This is a genomic window from Anaerobacillus sp. QJM3NY_32 (assembly GCF_056173645.1).
The window spans coordinates 3,144,047-3,160,320 of the sequence record NZ_CM149684.1 but is presented as its reverse complement, the minus strand read 5'-3'; the positions used below and the strand labels follow the sequence as shown (position 1 = coordinate 3,160,320).

Genomic DNA, 16,274 nt, shown 5'->3' with positions numbered 1-16,274 from the left:
ACTTTACCGTTTTCTTTTCGTGTAGCTGGGGAATACCCTTACTAGTCAGTCGCGAAGGAGAGGATGTTCATGATTAAGGTTGGAAAAGAAGTGCTGAATCAAAAGCTTAAGAATGATTCAACAGCTGAATTTGTTGTAAAGCAGGTTTATTTCGATCGATCACTTTCTAAAGCAACGTTTGTTGAGGTTCAGAAAAAAGAAGCAACGAATAAGCAGAATGCAATACCAGATCATCATTCAGATGAAATGCTTCATTCTATTCAAGCCTCTGGGGGGCAGTTTACTCCTGATAACTATCCTGTTACAGACGATGACCGAAAAGAAAAGGAAGCCGATGAAACGATGATTATTTCATATAATCAGATCAATTGGGAAGGTGATGATTACCTTCTTCATAATCAACAAGAAGAAGTGCAATCCTCCGTTTTAATTGATCAATGTTCATATAAATCGTTGGATAAATGTCAGGTTCTAACGGAGGATGGTGAAGAGTTAGGGAAGGTGAAAGATATCGTGATTCATAAGGATGGACAGATTGAAGGATTTTATCTTTCAGAGGGTTTCTTATCTGATTTTCTTTCAAGTGATCACCCTTTTCTAAGTGCGGATCAATCTGTAAGTTATCGTCATGATAAAATCATGGTTCCAGCGAATTATCATCACTCATTATTGAAAAAATAAATGATGAAAGCCCTGCTCTAGTAGCAGGGCTTTTATCGTGGTCTCCTTAATTAGAGGGCTGTGTTAATAAGCGTTGTTGAATTTTAGCTCATTTAGGCATTTAAAGCGAATACTCACTTCAATGATTCAAAAATCGAAAATCAACAATAGAAGCTAACATATCCAAAATTAAAAGTGAAAGAGACCAAAAATAAAGGCCTTCGTCAGAATGACATTGACGAAAAGCCAGGTTTTACGAGTGAATTTATTTTGTTATCCAACTTTTACTCTCTTGCTTGTGGTTGTCCAGAATCCTCGGTTTGGGCTTTTGACTAGTTCATTGTAGGCCAGCACGTTTAAATCTCTTTGAACAGTGCGCTGGGTAATCCCAAACTCTTCAACTAACTCATTAGTGCTGACAGTACCATGCTTGCTAATAAATAAATAGATAGACTTGATACGGGTCATCATACGATCAGTTGAAGTAATACTCAAAGAACCACTCCCTAACATGTAATCAATGCCTTATCCTTAGCATAAATAGTGACTATTAAAACCATATGAAGGAAACGTAAAGATATACTTAATTTTCTAATTGTTCCTTCGATTTTTTCATGAAAGTTTGGTTGAGTGCTCCGATTATGACTGGAAGTGATTTCTGGATGTGTTGGGTTCCCCAACTTGGTGTATTGACGAATAGGTATGACCACTTTCATAAGATAAGCGATTGATTGGTATTATTATTTAATTCCACTCCTACTCCCATTTCCCTCTTTTGGGCGAACTTACACCCCCTCTTTAAAGTTTATTTTACAATAATTCTGTTATTTCGGCAAAAAATTTCATTTCTTTTGAGTCAAACTTCCTTATCGAACTTACCTTTGCTATTCTTAAAGGACTAATATTGAGAGGAGGCGTGTGCTGGTGTTATTTCGAATATTTATTAAAAATGCGATTAAATTAAACAACCGGTTTATGATCATTGTCGCTATAGCATTAGTGATCATAAGTGCTTTTGTTATGCGTTTACTCGAACCTGAGACATTTCCTTCACTCTTTGATTCATTTTGGTGGGTTATGACGACCGTTACGACAGTAGGATATGGAGACTACTTCCCTGTCACAGTTGGAGGAAGAATCTATGCAATGTTTCTCTATATCGCAGGAATTGGATTAATTGGTGTGGTTATCGGTAAGTTTGTGGACGGATTTGCAGAAATTAAAAAGCGAAAGGAGGAAGGGAAAATGCCGTATCAGGGAGATAATCATATTGTTATAATAGGGTGGTCACAAAAGGCGGCATATGCCGTATCAGAGATTAGGGATTCTGATAAATGTGAGATTGTCATCATTGATAAACTACCAAAAACCCCGCTAACAGAAGATAACATTCATTATATACAGGGGGATGCGGCTGAAGAAGCCACTCTCAAAAAAGCGGATATAATGAAAGCGAAGGCGGTTCTGGTGTTTTCGGATGATGCTATCCACGATTCTCTTCTTGCTGATGGGAAATCGTTGATTATTGCTAGTTCGATCGAACGCATGTCAACTGATATTCACACAACGGTTGAAGTGATGAAAGAAGAGCACATAAAGAATTTCACTCATGTCCAGGTAGATGAATTTGTACTTTCGCATGAAGCTGTATCTCGCATGGCGGTTAGATCAGCATTTACGAAAGGAATATCAGGCGTCTATTCTCAGCTATTAAGTCGAGGACATGGTGATAATTTATATGAAATAGCTGTTCATCCAGATTGGAATACATATAGGGAAGCCTTTCAGGACTTATTACAGCAGGGTGCCACATTGGTTGCAGATGGTAACCGCATGGATATAAATCGCCGTCTTGATGAACCAATTTCACGTGACGCAAAATTATTTGTGATTTGTGATAAAAGCGTATATGAAAAAATAAGTAGGCAGGTGTAAATAATATGGAGAGTATAAATTGGGAAAAAGAAGTGATCAATCGAAAAGAAGATTTGTTAGCTGATTTAAAAGGACTTTTGAAAATCGAAAGTGTGCTAGAAGAAGAGCTAGGAAATGAAGGAGCACCGTTTGGTCCCGGCGTAAAAGAAGCTCTTGATTACATGCTTGCTTTAGGTGAGCGAGATGGCTATCAAACGAAGGATGTTAAACATGTGGCAGGACATTTAGAATTTGGTGAAGGAGAAGACATTGTAGGTGTGCTGTGTCATGTGGACGTTGTTCCAGCGGGAAATGGTTGGACGACTCCAGCATTTGATCCTGATCTACGCGATGGAAAGTTGTTTGCTAGAGGAGCTATTGATGATAAAGGACCAACTATTGCTGCTTATTGGGCGATGAATATAGTGAAAGAGCTTTTGCCTTCAGTCTCAAAGCGAGTGCGAATGATTATCGGGACAGATGAAGAAAGTTCATGGCGCTGTGTAGACACATATTTTAAATATGAAGAAATGCCAGACATGGGTTTTGCACCTGATGCAGTTTTCCCTATTATACATGCGGAGAAGGGGATTGCTGATTTCGAATGGGTTTTTCCTGTTAATGACACTCAGAAAGAAGGAATGATTCTTCAATCATTTATTTCCGGTCAGCGTTTGAACATGGTTCCCGATTTTGCTAGTGCTAAATGTGAGGGGGATGAAGCTGAGTTACTTGACGCAAAGAAAGCATTCGAGCTATTTTTAGAAAAGAAAGGTTTAGAAGGTCGTGTAACACTAGATCAGGAACTATCACTTGAAGTGCACGGTGTATCTGTCCACGGATCTGCTCCCCATGAAGGATTAAATGCAGCCTTCAAATTAGCTGAATTTCTAGATGAACAAGCTCTCGATCAAAATGGCGCCAACTATATTGGATTTATTACTAAGTGGCTCCTGAATGATTTTAATGGGGAGCGGTTTGGTGTAGCTTACGAAGATAAGGTAACAGGTTCTCTAACGATGAACGCAGGTACATTTTCATATAAAGCTAATCATGAAGGGCGAATTGGCATTAATCTGCGCTACCCTGTTACATGCTCGTTCGATGATGTTAAGAGAACGTTCAATAAAGTAACTGAACCACTGGAAGTGCAAATGAATGTAGTTGATCATATGACACCCCATCACGTACCTGAGGATCATGAATTGATTCAAAAGCTTCAAAAGGTGTATGAAAAGCAGACTGGTGAGCAAGCAAGACTTTTATCGATTGGTGGAGGGACTTATGCTCGTTCACTAAAAGCGGGGGTTGCGTTCGGTGCTTTATTTGAAGGGAAGCCACAACTCGCTCATCAAAAAGATGAGTATGTTGATATAGAAGATTTATTAAAAGCAACAGCCATTTATGCTGAAGCTATTTATGAACTTGCAAAATAATAGAATGAGCGCCATGCCAACATTGGCATGGCGCTGACTAATTAATGATAAATCAAAGATCACTTCTTTTATTTAGAGCTGAATAAATCACTTGAAAGGTATCGTTCACCGGAATCGCAGGTCATTGTGACAACAACTTGGTCAGGTGATAAACGTTCAGCAACTTGCATAGCAGCATATACGGCTGCACCTGATGAGGGTCCCACAAGAAGCCCTTCTTCTCGAGCAAGTTTCCTGGTTACTTCGTATGCCTGTTCATCTGAAATTTTAATAACTTCATCATAGACAGACGTATTAAGAATATCTGGAATAAAGCCTGGGCTTGTTCCAACAAGCTTGTGTTTTCCGGGCTTTCCACCAGACAACACTGGTGAGCCTTCAGGTTCCACAACATGAACGGTTAAGTCAGGGTAGTGTTCTTTCAGTACTTCTCCTGTTCCTGTTACAGTTCCGCCGGTACCAGCTGTTGAGATAAAGGCTGCCGGTGTAACGCCGATCTGCTTCATTCCTTCAATAATCTCAAGAGCCGTTGATGTCCTATGAGCATCCGGATTAGCTGCATTTTCGAATTGCATTGGGATAAAGCTATTTTTAATTGTTTCGGCAATTTCTTTGGCCTTTTTAATTGCGCCAGGCATTTTCTCAGAAGATGGAGTTAATACGACTTTTGATCCGTAAGCTTTAAGAAGCTTGATTCGCTCTTGCGTAGCATTATCGGGCATAACAATAATAGCTGGATATCCTTTAGCCGCTGCATTCATGGCAAGACCAATACCTGTATTTCCAGAAGTAGGCTCGATGATTGTTGAACCTTCTTTGAGTAACCCATCTTGCTCAGCTTTTTCAATCATATTGAACGCTGCGCGGTCTTTTACGCTTCGACTGGGGTTGAAATACTCTAGTTTGGCGTAAATTTTTGCTCCGTCTGGGTTTGGAACACGGTTTAATTTAAGTAATGGTGTATCACCAATAAGATCAGCCATATTTTCATAGATCATATAAGCACATCCTTTTCAGACAAGTTAAGGTTATTTACCTTATTTAATAGGTAAGAGTATAGAGAGTAATAATATCGGTGGAGCCCAACAGATAATGATTCCTATTACTGTTCCCCATTATAGCAAAAGATAAATCTTAAGTAATAAGAACTAGCTTAAAAGCAAAAAGATAAAAGATTATTCAGTTTTTTTGATAGAATAGAATTAGGATAGAAAGAGTGAGTAAGTTGAATACACATTATTTTATAGCACTCCCCATCCAACCACAACTTAGAAGAACGCTTCAAGAAATTCAAGAAAGCTCTCCTTTAGAATTGTTTAAACATGTGGTGTATCCTGAAGATTTTCATATTACACTAGCTTTTTTAGGTGGAGCAGAAGAAGAACAGTTATCTGTACTTCATCAAGGGTTGGAGAGGGTGGTTAGGAATAGTAAACCCTTTGAGGTTATGCTTGAAGGGTTAGATCATTTCGGTCATGATAGACGCCCAAGAGTACTTTACGCTTCCGTCCATCGAACAGAACCATTGGATATAATTCATCAAGAAATACTCCGGGTGAGTGAATTGGCAGGTTTTCCTGTTAGTGAAGGGGAATATTCTCCTCACGTTACGCTTGCAAAAAAATGGCGCGACTCTAGTAAAGAAATACATCCTGATTGGCCGTCACTATCATGTGAAAGTCAGGACGTCTCAAGCATTCATCTATATCGAGTTGAACCTAATGATAAACCGAGATACAAATGTGTGGCCTCTTATGAATTCACTAATTAATAAGTTCCTTATGATCACCTTGCAGATTGGCCTTCTGTTCGGGTTTTACATTGTAGGAGGTTATCTCCAAAAGGTCTTATCACTTCCAATTCCAGGAAGCGTTGTTGGAATGCTCCTTCTCTTGTTGGGACTTTATTTAAAGTGGCTTCCCGTGAGTTGGATTTCTCAAGGAGCAGCTACATTATTAAATCATTTACCGTTGCTTTTTATACCGGTTACTGTCGGTATTGTGCAACATCTCGACTTCTTTAGTGGAAAAAGTCTCTGGTTAGTTCCAATCGTTCTGATAAGCACATGGGTTGTAATGGGAACGACAGGATTGCTTGGCCAGTTTCTTGCTAATCGAAAGGAGTAGAGAAAAATGATGATCATGCAAATGATTCTATGGTTTATGATTACTTTATTGTTATATGTTGTTTTCCGGCGTCTTTATCAGATATTTCCTTATCCATTTATGATACCAGTGCTAACGTGCACTGTTATTCTCGTTTTCATCTTAACGTCCTTGGATGTGTCATATGACACGTATTTCAGCGGGGGGAAATGGATTGATGCTTTATTAGGACCTGCCATTGTGGCACTTGCCTTTCCGCTATATCAACAAAGGGAATTATTAAGTAAATACAAATTAGAAATACTTGTAACGGTACTAATAGCAAGTATAGTAGGCATTTTGTCAGGATATTGGCTTGCGGTCATAAGTGGGTATAATGAAATGATTGTCTCCACAATTATTTCCAAAAACGTGACAACCCCTGTTGCAATGGAAGTAGCCAGTATGACTGGTGGAGAGCCAGCTTTTGCGGTTATTTTCGTCATGATCGCTGGGATTGGCGGTGCTGTCACAGGGCCATGGTTATTTCAGCTACTTGGTATATCCAATTTTCTTGGAGTGGGAATGGCATTTGGTGGGGCATCACACGCCATTGGCACTTCAAAAGCCCTTGAATATGGAGAGAGAGAAGCAGCTATTAGTTCTATTGGGTTAAGTTTATGTGCCCTAAGTGTCTCTATACTTGGGCCGATATTATTAAGTTGGTTTTCATGAAAATCTAAATCGAACAAATGTCAAAAAAAGATTTTCAAAATAAGATAGGTAGTGACAAACGGTTGTAAGCATCTCAGCAAAGGATGGGATTCATATGATACGAGATTATTCCGCATATAAAAAAGTGAGCCAGGCTTTTACAGCCTATTGGGATGACTTTCAGACGATTACGGTAATGGCTGATGTCTCGTTAGATGTTCAAGATGCCTACACCCTTACTGATGGACATATAGATCTTTCAATTGAAGTAAAAGAAACCTCTAAAATGGGAAAAAAGAGGCTAGTTTCGTTGCATGTTGATCATGAATATAGTCCAGGAAACAATTATTTTCTAGTTCATTCGAGTGGTGAAACAAGTCTTGTTTTTACTGGGAAAGTTGTCAGAACTGATTTATTTGATGAACGCTATTATTATGATGGTGAACTAGGGGCAATTCTAACTGAGAATGGAACCATATTTCGAGTATGGGCACCGACTGCTACAGAAGTAATCGTCAATATTTATAATGAGGAATTCCAAAAGGTAAAAGAATTACCGATGCTAAAACAAGAACAAGGTGTATTCGAGGGGATAGCTCCTGAAGATGGAGAAGGAACGCTGTACACTTACACAGTATATGTGAATGGAGAAATGCGAGAAACAATCGATCCTTATGCGAAAGCCGCTACGTCTAACTGCAAGTTTGGGATGGTAATGAACGCTTCAAATACGAACCCCGATGACTGGAATCCTATGGAAAAACCTACTTTTGCAAAACCTTCTGATGCAGTTATTTATGAACTTCACGTCAGAGATTTTAGCTCACAAGCAAAAAGTGGTCTTAAAAATAGAGGGAAATATAAGGCATTTACAGAAGAGCCACCGCCTAAAGATGGTCTTCCTTCTGGGATTAATTATATAAAGTGGCTCGGTGTTACGCATGTTGAACTTCTTCCAATTCAGGATTTTGGTAGTGTGGATGAAATGAAAGCTCCTCCGGGATATAATTGGGGCTACGACCCTATCCATTATTTTGTGCCAGAAGGAAGCTATTCATTAAATTCTCATGAACCTTATACGCGAATTAGAGAAGTAAAAGAAATGATTGGGAAGCTTCATGAGAAGGGATTGAGAGTGATTATGGACGTTGTTTATAATCATGTCTATCAACTTCATGCATCCCCTTTGGAAAAAATTGTGCCAGGTTACTACTTCCGGTTTGATCATGGTGGAAAACCTTCAAATGGAACTGGCGTTGGGAATGATACGGCGTCAGAAAGAAGAATGATGAGAAAGTTAATTGTAGATTCCGTCGTTTACTGGGCAAAAGAATATGGTGTTGATGGATTTCGCTTCGATTTGATGGGTATCCACGATAAGGAAACGATGAATGATGTACGTTATGCGTTAGATTGCATTGATCCATCGATATTGATTTTTGGTGAAGGGTGGCATATGAACACCATCCTACCGGATCATCGGAAAGCGATGAGCTCAAATGCGCGGGAAACGCCTAGAATCGGTTATTTCAATGATCACTTTAGAGATTCAGTTAAAGGGAAATTGTTTGATACAGGCTCTACAGGCTTCGCTAATGGAAATTTTTCAGTTAAAGAAGATGTAAAGAAGTGTATAATGGGGAGTGTTGGAGAAAAATTTATTACAGCATCTCAATCCATTAATTATGTGGAGTGTCACGATAACCATACGCTATGGGACCGCTTAAATCGCAGTCATCCTAGTGTGAGCGAAGAAGTGAAACAAGGCATGCATAGATTGGCTACTGCCATTACAATACTTTGTCAGGGAATTCCATTTATTCATGCAGGTCAGGAATTTTTCCGAACAAAGAATGGGGTAGAAGATAGCTATAAATCTCCAGATAAAATTAACCGATTTGATTGGCAGAGAATGAGAGCTGTCCAAGAAAATGTCAAGTATATTAGAGGACTAATCTCGATTAGAAAACATTTTGAAGCATTTAAAATGACTGAAGGTCATGACATGAATCGAATTAACTTTATCGATTCTCCAGGGCCTATTCTCGCATATCGAATCAACCAGCACCATACTAGCGAATCGATTATTGTGATTCATAACGGAGGATATCATCCTGATGTGATCGATATTGGAGATGGAGACAAATGGGTCCTTGTTGAAGGTGAACATGCAAGTGTTGAACCGCTAAGAAAAACATCTGAAAAAGTCATATCTATTGCACCGTTTAGCACAATTGTTCTAATAACGAGTGATTAACACATGAAGATTTCTTCAACGTGTGTTATAATTTTTTATTCGTAGACGGTTTTTAGCTAAGTCCGGAGAAGATCTCGCTAAAAACGCAAAACTTCCAGAATCTACAAACTAACGGAAATCGAAGGTGAATTTGTTGGATAACATTTTAGGCGAAGGCTGGCAGGTGACCCCTGCTGGCGGAGCGACAGGCGAAGCATACTTAGCTCAATATGGAGACGAGAAATTATTCCTAAAACGGAACTCCTCGCCTTTTCTGGCTGTTTTGTCGGCGGAAGGAATTGTACCGAAACTTCTCTGGACCAAGCGACTTGAGAATGGAGACGTTATTACAGCCCAAAAGTGGTTGCCGGGGAGAGAACTGAAGTCCTATGAAATGAAGCAGCCGCGAGTGGCGCAAATGCTTTATAAAATACATCGGTCTTCAGAACTTCGAAGGATGCTCAATCGGCTTGGGAAAAAGCCCCTCTCACCTGATGTGATTTATCTTGATCTATTGCAGAAGTTTGAGAATCATCATCGGAGAGACGTGGAAGTGATAAGAGCCCTTTCGTATTTAGCTGCAAATAAGAATGACCTTGAACATGTCGAAAAAGTTGTGTGTCATTGCGATGTCAATCATAATAACTGGATGTTTAGCGAAGAAGGGAATCTCTATTTGATCGATTGGGATGGAGCGGTAGTGGCAGATCCAGCTTTGGATATTGGGATGCTTCTATACTGGTATGTTCCAAAAGAAGAATGGGGAGAATGGCTCGGTCATTATGGGCTAGAGAATACAGAAAGCCTTCGCCACCGCATGTATTGGTATGTGGTAGCGCAGACCTTACTGTCCATTTACTGGTATGATCTTAAAGGCTTAGACGGGGAAGTTGAATTCTGGAAAAGGGATTTAGAAAATTTGAATCATTATCGACTTATTGATACCGATCAATAGTATCGACCCACTGGCTAATATGAGGCTGGTGGGTTTCTATGTGGTTTAATAAATTTGTTTCTGTCGCACCTGTTACACTATATTGCTCAATTTGATTGAGGATTTGTTTGATTTCTGGTGCAATGCCATTATTTTGTTGCAGGGAATTGGCAAGGCGCTGAATTTGCTCACACTCTGAAGTTGTTCCAGAGCAATCGGTTTGATGATTTTTGAGAATATCAGCGAGTATAAAAAGCTGGTCGCGATGTGATAGTGGCATAATTGTTCCTCCTTATTTGTACTATTAGATAGCGTGTACATGTGTGCAGGAATTATGCCGGTTGAATAATGAAAAAACACGGATTACTCCGTGTTCTGAAATGAAAAGTTTCTTTTATCTGCTTTTGGATATGTTATTTAGTGTCCCCTTTTGCTCCCCAGCCAAAAAGTGCAACCACGGAAACGACGATGACAATCCAGGGTGCCCACATCATGAGAAAGTGCTCCATTTATTCACCCTCCTCTCAGTCTCTAGCATAACCGATATTATTAAATGATTCTGGTTTGCTTTTCAACAATCTTGTTACTTTTATATACCCTTTCCCTCGCCTTTCTATTCTTAAGAATTCATGGTAAAATGTCGGTTGTGTAAAAACGGTGATTAGATAATAAGGAAGTGAAAGTATGCGTCAACGCAATAAGCCATGGGCAGAAGATATGTTTGCAAAGAATCCTCAATTCGTTCCGACGAACCCTACTGATCGTAAAGGAAATTGGAAAGATGTTTTCGATAATAGTAATCCGATACATTTAGAGGTTGGAACTGGTAAAGGTCAATTTATAATCGGTATGGCCAAACAGAATCCCGATGTGAATTATGTTGGTTTAGAGCTTTCATCAAGCGTAATGGTGTCAGCATTAGAGAAATTAATTGAAGAAGATGTTCCAAATGTTCGTTTGTTGAATGAGAACGCACAAGATTTAAGCACCATTTTTGAAGAAAATGAAGTCAGTCGAGTATATTTGAATTTCTCTGATCCTTGGCCAAAAAATCGTCATGAGAAAAGAAGACTTACCAATAAGACATTCCTTGATCTTTATCGGGATGTTATGAAACCAAATGGAGAAGTTCATTTTAAGACAGATAATCAAGGGCTTTTTGAATATTCCCTTCATAGCTTCTCCTTATATGGGATGATACTTAATCACGTTAGCCTTAACTTGCATCAGAGTAATATGGAAGATAACGTGATGACGGAATATGAAGAAAAGTTCTCATCAAAAGGTAGTCGGATCTATCGATGTGAAGCACAGTTTAGAAGTTGAGTCGTTTAAATGCGGCTCTTTTTTTGAATATTATTGAAAGCGGTTTCTTTTAGTGAGAAAATGAAACTAATCTTATAAAGGTGGGATTTCGATGAAGCAGTTACAAGTTGGGAGTTTATCGATTACATGGCTTAGAGGTGGCGTGACTCATATGGATGGGGGCGCAATGTTTGGAGTTGTACCAAAACCATTGTGGAGTAAGCGGTACCCAGTAAATGAAAAAAACCAAATTGAGCTTAGAACAGATCCTCTCCTTTTACAATGGCAGGGCAAGAACATCTTAATTGAATCAGGGATTGGAAAAGACAAATTAAGTGAAAAACAAAAAAGAAATTATGGAGTTGAAGAAGAGTCAGATATTCATGGATCCCTTGAAAAACTTGGACTATCTGCTGAGGAAATTGATATTGTCTTAATGACACATCTTCATTTTGATCACGCGAGTGGATTAACAGAGCCAGATGGAGATGGATATAAACCAGCGTTTCCGAATGCTGTTATTTATGCTTCAGAGGTAGAGTGGAACGAAATGAAGGAGCCAAATATTCGTTCGAAAAATACATATTGGAAAGAAAACTGGGAAGCGATTCAAAACCAAGTTCAAACATTTAAGGAATCTTATGAAGTCATTCCAGGCTTGAATATGTACCATACAGGAGGACATAGTGATGGACATGCGATCATTATTATGAATGAGGGCGAAGAGCGCCTGATTCATATGGCAGATCTTATGCCAACTCATGCCCATCACAATCCTTTATGGGTTCTTGCATACGATGATTATCCGATGACATCGATTTATGAGAAAGAGAAATGGATAAAAGATGCTGTTGATCAAAATTCGTGGTTTATTTTTTACCATGATGCGATTTATCGTGCTTTAAAGTGGGATAAGGAGTACAACGTGACGGATGAAGTAAAACGAAATGTGTGATAGTAAGGGGACTGCTAAATGGCAGTCTTCTTTTTTTGTTCAAATAAAGCTTTGTTCAAAGTGTAATGATAAGCAATTGTGGTTGATAGAAAGTCTCGTATGATCATTTGTGATTGTTTTTGATTGTTTTTGAATAAATTTGAACGAAAATGATTGACTATTGAAAGTGCTTTCATTATAATGAGATTAGAAAGTAGGTGATGAATTGTTAAATGCTGAACGTCATTTCATCATTTTACAAGTTCTTAAAGAAAAAGAAACGGTTACGGTGCATGATTTGAGCGATGCAACTGGAGCTTCAGTTTCAACTATTCGTCGTGACCTTGTCCAACTCGAAGAAGAGAATAAGCTAAAGCGAGTACATGGCGGAGCATCTCTTTTTCACTCGAAGTGGACAGAACCGTCCCTTGGTGAGAAATCAACACAGAATTTGACCGAAAAGGAAAAAATCGCTTCTTACGCCGCTGGATTAGTTAAAGATGGTGACTGTATTTTTCTTGATGCAGGGACAACGACTCAGAAAATTGCTGAGTTTTTATCTGACAAACAGGTGATGGTTGTGACTAACGGATATCCTGTAATTGAGAGTCTTCAAGGAGATAGAATAACCACCTATGTGATTGGTGGGAAGTTCAAATCAAGAACAGGAGCTATGACAGGAGTAAAGGCGCTTGAAAGTATTGAAACATATCGGTTTGATAAATGTTTTATAGGTATAAACGGTATTCATGAAACGTTAGGATATACAACAGCTGACCCTGATGAAGCCATTATCAAAAGAGCAGCGATTAAACTATCGCGCGAACCATACATTATTGCAGATTACTCGAAATTCGGAGAAGCGGCATTCAGTAAGGTGGCTGATCTTGAAGCATGTGCCATCATTACGAACGAAAATTCTGAAATGCTCTTAGATAATATTAGTAAACAAACAACAGTAGAAGTGGTGAAAATATGATTTATACAATTACATTAAATCCTTCAGTTGACTATATTGTTCGACTTGATGACCTTAAAACGGGGCTTGTTAATACAGTAGATGAAGAAACAAAGATTGCCGGTGGTAAAGGCGTTAATGTTACCAAAGTATTAAAACGACTTGGACACGATTCTACAGCGTTAGGATTTGTAGGCGGTTTTACAGGTCAATTTATTGAACAATCACTAAAGGATGAAAGCCTACATCCTCATTTCATCCATGTTGAAGGTGATACGCGAATTAACATTAAGTTAAAAAATGGTGAGGAAACTGAAATTAATGGACTATCCCCAATGATTTCTGAAGGAAATGTTGAGAAATTACTTCAACAACTTTCACAAACTGTCGCGGGTGATATCGTCGTAATGGCAGGTAGCGTGCCGACTAGTATTGATCAAAATATCTACTCTAATATCTTGAAGTCCTTACCAGACGGAGTGCAGGCTATTGTCGACACCAAGGGAAAAGCATTGGAAGAAACCGTGAAAGCAAAGCCATTCCTAGTGAAGCCGAATCATCATGAACTTGGCGATTTGTTTGGAGTTAAAATAACTTCAGTGGAAGATGCAGTTGAATACGGGAAGAAAGTGCAACAAATGGGAGCAATGAACGTGATTGTCTCAATGGCCGGTGATGGGGCTGTGCTGATTACATCTAATGAGATTCTTTTCGGAAATGTCCCGGTCGGTAAAGTACAGAATTCAGTTGGAGCAGGGGATTCAGTCGTAGCTGGTTTTCTAAGTAAATATATTGAAACTGAGAATTTGAAGGAAGCATTCCAATCTGGAATTGCAGCAGGCAGTGCAAGCGCATTTTCAACAGGCTTTTGTACAGCAGAAGAAGTACAAGAATTACGAAAGCAAATTAAGGTTCAGACTTATGAAGAAATGGGAGGTCGAGGTATATGAGAATTACAGAATTATTAACAAAAGAGACAATGATTCTGAATCTTGAAGCGGATTCAAAAGATCGTGTTATTAATGAGCTATCTGAAAAACTAGAGAGAGCAGGCAAATTACAGGACCTTAACGCGTTCAAAAAAGCGATACATGCGCGTGAGAAAGAGAGTACGACTGGTATTGGAGAAGGTATAGCCATTCCTCATGCCAAAACAGCAGCAGTAAAGGCACCAGCGATTGTGTTTGGACGTTCTAATGCGGGTATCGATTATCAGTCTCTTGACGGTCAGCCGGCGCACCTGTTCTTTATGATTGCTGCGACTGAAGGTGCAAACCAAACGCATCTAGAAGCGCTATCAAGACTATCTTCATTCTTAATGGATAACGAATTCCGTAAAGGGCTTCTTGAAGCAAGAACGGAAGAAGAAGTTTTGCAAGCATTTGATCAGAAAGAAGAAGAAAATGCTGATGAAGAAGAAGTAGAAGAAACAACTGAAGTTACTGGGAAAATATTAGCTGTTACAGCATGCCCTACAGGAATTGCTCACACGTATATGGCTGCGGATGCGCTGAAAGCGAAAGCATCTGAAATGGGTTATAGTGTCAAAGTTGAAACAAATGGATCTGGAGGCGTGAAAAATCGTCTAACTGATGAAGAAATTGAAAAGGCACCTGGTATTATTGTTGCTGCTGATACGAAGGTAGAAATGGAACGTTTCAAAGGAAAAAAAGTAATTGAAGTTCCAGTGGCAGAAGCAATCCGGAAGCCAGCTGACTTGTTGAAGCAGGCAGCAAATGGCGATGCGCCAGTCTATAAATCTTCAGGATCATACGAAGATCAAATCAGTGAGAAGAAAAACGAAAGAAAAGGAAAGCAATCAGCTTTCTACAAGCACTTAATGAACGGTGTTTCGAATATGCTTCCGCTCGTAGTTGGTGGCGGTATTTTGATAGCCCTTTCATTTATCTTTGGTATCAATGCTGCAGATCCAGATGACCCAAGTTACAATGCATTTGCAGCAGCACTTAGCACAATTGGTGGTGGAAATGCCTTTGCCCTTATGATTCCAGTTCTTGCAGGATTTATTGCAATGAGTATTGCCGATCGTCCTGGTCTTGCTCCTGGTCTTGTTGGTGGCTTGATGGCTTCTACGAACGGTGCGGGGTTCCTAGGTGGACTCATTGCTGGTTTCCTTGCTGGTTACGCTGTTCTTCTTTTGAAAAAGCTTTTCTCTGGACTACCACAGTCTCTAGAAGGGTTAAAGCCAGTCTTGCTTTATCCACTGTTTGGTATTTTTATTACAGGGATTATTATGATGTACGTTGTAATCGAGCCAGTTGGGGCTCTGAATACAGGGCTTGAGAACTGGTTGAGTGGTATGGGCACTACGAATAAACTCCTTCTTGGCTTAATTCTAGGAGGAATGATGGCGGTAGATATGGGTGGTCCAATTAATAAAGCGGCCTTTACGTTTGGTATTGCGATGATTGATGCAGGTAATCTGACGTATCATGCAGCGATTATGGCAGGCGGTATGACACCACCACTTGGACTCGCTCTTGCAACAACACTATTTAAAAATCGATTTAACAAAACTGAGCGTGAAGCAGGAAAAGTAGCGTATGTAATGGGGGCTTCATTCATCACAGAAGGCGCAATTCCATTTGCAGCAGCAGATCCAGGCCGAGTGATTCCTTCCATTATTGTTGGTTCATCTGTTGCAGGTGCATTAACAATGTTGTTTAATATAGCTTTACCAGCACCGCATGGCGGAGCGTTTGTGATCTGGTCTGTAAACAACATCTCATTAACTCATATTCTTCTCTATATCCTTGCCATTGTCATTGGTACAGTTATTACGGCATTGATGGTAGGAATATTGAAGAAATCTAGACCACAAGTACAAGCATAATAATGAGAGGTCCCAAAAGGGGACCTCTTTTTTGCTATATTTATGGATAAGCAAATCGAAATTCATATAAGTAATGAATAGAATCCATCGTTTAAAAAAACTGAAGCGAACCTTTTTTACCACAATATGTTAATGACACAGTCTTGATGAGAGCTTGTGAGATGGCGTGAGAAGCGATATAAGTCGATCTCAATCACGTAGTTTACGTTGAGATTCGAATGATAGCGTTTTCACTATGTATCTTG

General features: G+C 39.4%; 17 protein-coding genes. 13 read left to right on the top strand and 4 right to left on the bottom strand.

The genetic code is table 11. The annotated features are described in order from the left end of the window. Positions 1-69 precede the first annotated feature (69 nt). Entirely contained in the window at positions 70-681 is a 612-nt protein-coding gene (locus AC0VYH_RS16545) for a PRC-barrel domain-containing protein (protein WP_283153849.1), read from the top strand. 252 nt (positions 682-933) lie between these two features. Here AC0VYH_RS16545 and AC0VYH_RS16540 read toward each other — a convergent pair whose 3' ends face one another. Further along, positions 934-1,173 carry a DeoR family transcriptional regulator gene (locus tag AC0VYH_RS16540; RefSeq protein WP_159783850.1) on the bottom strand — a complete coding sequence of 80 codons (240 nt, stop codon included), beginning with the start codon at positions 1,171-1,173 and terminating at the stop codon, positions 934-936. Positions 1,174-1,584: 411 nt separating this feature from the next. Here AC0VYH_RS16540 and AC0VYH_RS16535 point away from each other — a divergent pair, with 411 nt between their 5' ends. Next, on the top strand, positions 1,585-2,595 hold the full coding sequence (locus tag AC0VYH_RS16535; protein WP_475365636.1) for a potassium channel family protein: 1,011 nt from the start codon (positions 1,585-1,587) through the stop codon (positions 2,593-2,595). A 5-nt stretch (positions 2,596-2,600) separates the two neighbouring features. Then, complete coding sequence (gene pepV / locus AC0VYH_RS16530) at positions 2,601-4,010, top strand: dipeptidase PepV (RefSeq protein WP_475372765.1); 1,410 nt, start codon at positions 2,601-2,603, stop codon at positions 4,008-4,010. Positions 4,011-4,078: 68 nt separating this feature from the next. Here pepV and cysK read toward each other — a convergent pair whose 3' ends face one another. Next, a complete protein-coding gene (cysK, locus tag AC0VYH_RS16525; protein WP_475365634.1) occupies positions 4,079-5,008 on the bottom strand; it encodes a cysteine synthase A in 930 nt (309 codons plus the stop codon). Between the two features lie 218 nt (positions 5,009-5,226). Between cysK and thpR the strand changes: the two genes are divergently transcribed. From thpR to AC0VYH_RS16500, 5 genes are all read left to right on the top strand, one after another. Further along, positions 5,227-5,781, top strand: a complete 555-nt coding sequence (gene thpR / locus AC0VYH_RS16520; protein ID WP_475365633.1) for an RNA 2',3'-cyclic phosphodiesterase — start codon at positions 5,227-5,229, stop codon at positions 5,779-5,781. Continuing rightward, the gene (locus tag AC0VYH_RS16515; protein WP_475365632.1) at positions 5,765-6,136 is read left to right on the top strand and encodes a CidA/LrgA family protein; all 372 of its coding nucleotides are present in this window, start codon (positions 5,765-5,767) and stop codon (positions 6,134-6,136) included. Before thpR ends, AC0VYH_RS16515 begins: the two co-directional genes overlap by 17 nt. Before the next feature lie 6 nt (positions 6,137-6,142). Then, a complete protein-coding gene (locus AC0VYH_RS16510) occupies positions 6,143-6,829 on the top strand; it encodes an LrgB family protein (RefSeq protein WP_475372764.1) in 687 nt (228 codons plus the stop codon). Positions 6,830-6,923: 94 nt separating this feature from the next. Continuing rightward, positions 6,924-9,065, top strand: a complete 2,142-nt coding sequence (gene pulA, locus AC0VYH_RS16505) for a type I pullulanase (protein ID WP_475372763.1) — start codon at positions 6,924-6,926, stop codon at positions 9,063-9,065. A gap of 124 nt (positions 9,066-9,189) precedes the next feature. Next, the gene (locus tag AC0VYH_RS16500) at positions 9,190-9,999 is read left to right on the top strand and encodes a phosphotransferase family protein (protein WP_194219227.1); all 810 of its coding nucleotides are present in this window, start codon (positions 9,190-9,192) and stop codon (positions 9,997-9,999) included. Here AC0VYH_RS16500 and AC0VYH_RS16495 read toward each other — a convergent pair. Beyond that, complete coding sequence (locus AC0VYH_RS16495) at positions 9,980-10,258, bottom strand: YtzH-like family protein (RefSeq protein ID WP_226614789.1); 279 nt, start codon at positions 10,256-10,258, stop codon at positions 9,980-9,982. The two genes, AC0VYH_RS16500 and AC0VYH_RS16495, sit on opposite strands and share 20 nt — an antisense overlap. Before the next feature lie 133 nt (positions 10,259-10,391). Beyond that, positions 10,392-10,487: a cytochrome bd oxidase small subunit CydS family protein gene (cydS, locus tag AC0VYH_RS16490; protein ID WP_371018339.1), complete on the bottom strand. Its 96-nt coding sequence runs from the start codon at positions 10,485-10,487 to the stop codon at positions 10,392-10,394. Positions 10,488-10,662: 175 nt separating this feature from the next. Here cydS and trmB point away from each other — a divergent pair, with 175 nt between their 5' ends. From trmB to AC0VYH_RS16465, 5 genes are all read left to right on the top strand, one after another. After that, positions 10,663-11,304 (top strand): tRNA (guanosine(46)-N7)-methyltransferase TrmB, encoded by a 642-nt coding sequence (gene trmB / locus AC0VYH_RS16485; RefSeq protein ID WP_475365629.1) that lies wholly within the window; start codon positions 10,663-10,665, stop codon positions 11,302-11,304. 91 nt (positions 11,305-11,395) lie between these two features. Further along, positions 11,396-12,238 carry a YtnP family quorum-quenching lactonase gene (locus AC0VYH_RS16480; protein ID WP_475372762.1) on the top strand — a complete coding sequence of 281 codons (843 nt, stop codon included), beginning with the start codon at positions 11,396-11,398 and terminating at the stop codon, positions 12,236-12,238. A 205-nt stretch (positions 12,239-12,443) separates the two neighbouring features. Then, the gene (locus AC0VYH_RS16475; RefSeq protein ID WP_194219231.1) at positions 12,444-13,196 is read left to right on the top strand and encodes a DeoR/GlpR family DNA-binding transcription regulator; all 753 of its coding nucleotides are present in this window, start codon (positions 12,444-12,446) and stop codon (positions 13,194-13,196) included. Then, entirely contained in the window at positions 13,193-14,125 is a 933-nt protein-coding gene (pfkB, locus tag AC0VYH_RS16470) for a 1-phosphofructokinase (protein ID WP_475372761.1), read from the top strand. The genes AC0VYH_RS16475 and pfkB overlap by 4 nt, the downstream gene beginning before the upstream one ends. After that, positions 14,122-16,029: a PTS fructose transporter subunit IIABC gene (locus AC0VYH_RS16465; protein WP_194219233.1), complete on the top strand. Its 1,908-nt coding sequence runs from the start codon at positions 14,122-14,124 to the stop codon at positions 16,027-16,029. Before pfkB ends, AC0VYH_RS16465 begins: the two co-directional genes overlap by 4 nt. Positions 16,030-16,274 lie beyond the last annotated feature (245 nt).

Bases quoted from the DNA above. Each gene is read 5' to 3' on its own strand.
- AC0VYH_RS16545 (WP_283153849.1), top strand. From the start codon at position 70: ATGATTAAGGTTGGAAAAGAAGTGCTGAATCAAAAGCTTAAGAATGAT.
- AC0VYH_RS16540 (WP_159783850.1), bottom strand. From the start codon at position 1,173: ATGTTAGGGAGTGGTTCTTTGAGTATTACTTCAACTGATCGTATGATG.
- pepV (WP_475372765.1), top strand. From the start codon at position 2,601: ATGGAGAGTATAAATTGGGAAAAAGAAGTGATCAATCGAAAAGAAGAT.
- cysK (WP_475365634.1), bottom strand. From the start codon at position 5,008: ATGATCTATGAAAATATGGCTGATCTTATTGGTGATACACCATTACTT.
- AC0VYH_RS16515 (WP_475365632.1), top strand. From the start codon at position 5,765: ATGAATTCACTAATTAATAAGTTCCTTATGATCACCTTGCAGATTGGC.
- AC0VYH_RS16510 (WP_475372764.1), top strand. From the start codon at position 6,143: ATGATGATCATGCAAATGATTCTATGGTTTATGATTACTTTATTGTTA.
- pulA (WP_475372763.1), top strand. From the start codon at position 6,924: ATGATACGAGATTATTCCGCATATAAAAAAGTGAGCCAGGCTTTTACA.
- AC0VYH_RS16495 (WP_226614789.1), bottom strand. From the start codon at position 10,258: ATGCCACTATCACATCGCGACCAGCTTTTTATACTCGCTGATATTCTC.
- cydS (WP_371018339.1), bottom strand. From the start codon at position 10,487: ATGGAGCACTTTCTCATGATGTGGGCACCCTGGATTGTCATCGTCGTT.
- trmB (WP_475365629.1), top strand. From the start codon at position 10,663: ATGCGTCAACGCAATAAGCCATGGGCAGAAGATATGTTTGCAAAGAAT.
- AC0VYH_RS16480 (WP_475372762.1), top strand. From the start codon at position 11,396: ATGAAGCAGTTACAAGTTGGGAGTTTATCGATTACATGGCTTAGAGGT.
- pfkB (WP_475372761.1), top strand. From the start codon at position 13,193: ATGATTTATACAATTACATTAAATCCTTCAGTTGACTATATTGTTCGA.
- AC0VYH_RS16465 (WP_194219233.1), top strand. From the start codon at position 14,122: ATGAGAATTACAGAATTATTAACAAAAGAGACAATGATTCTGAATCTT.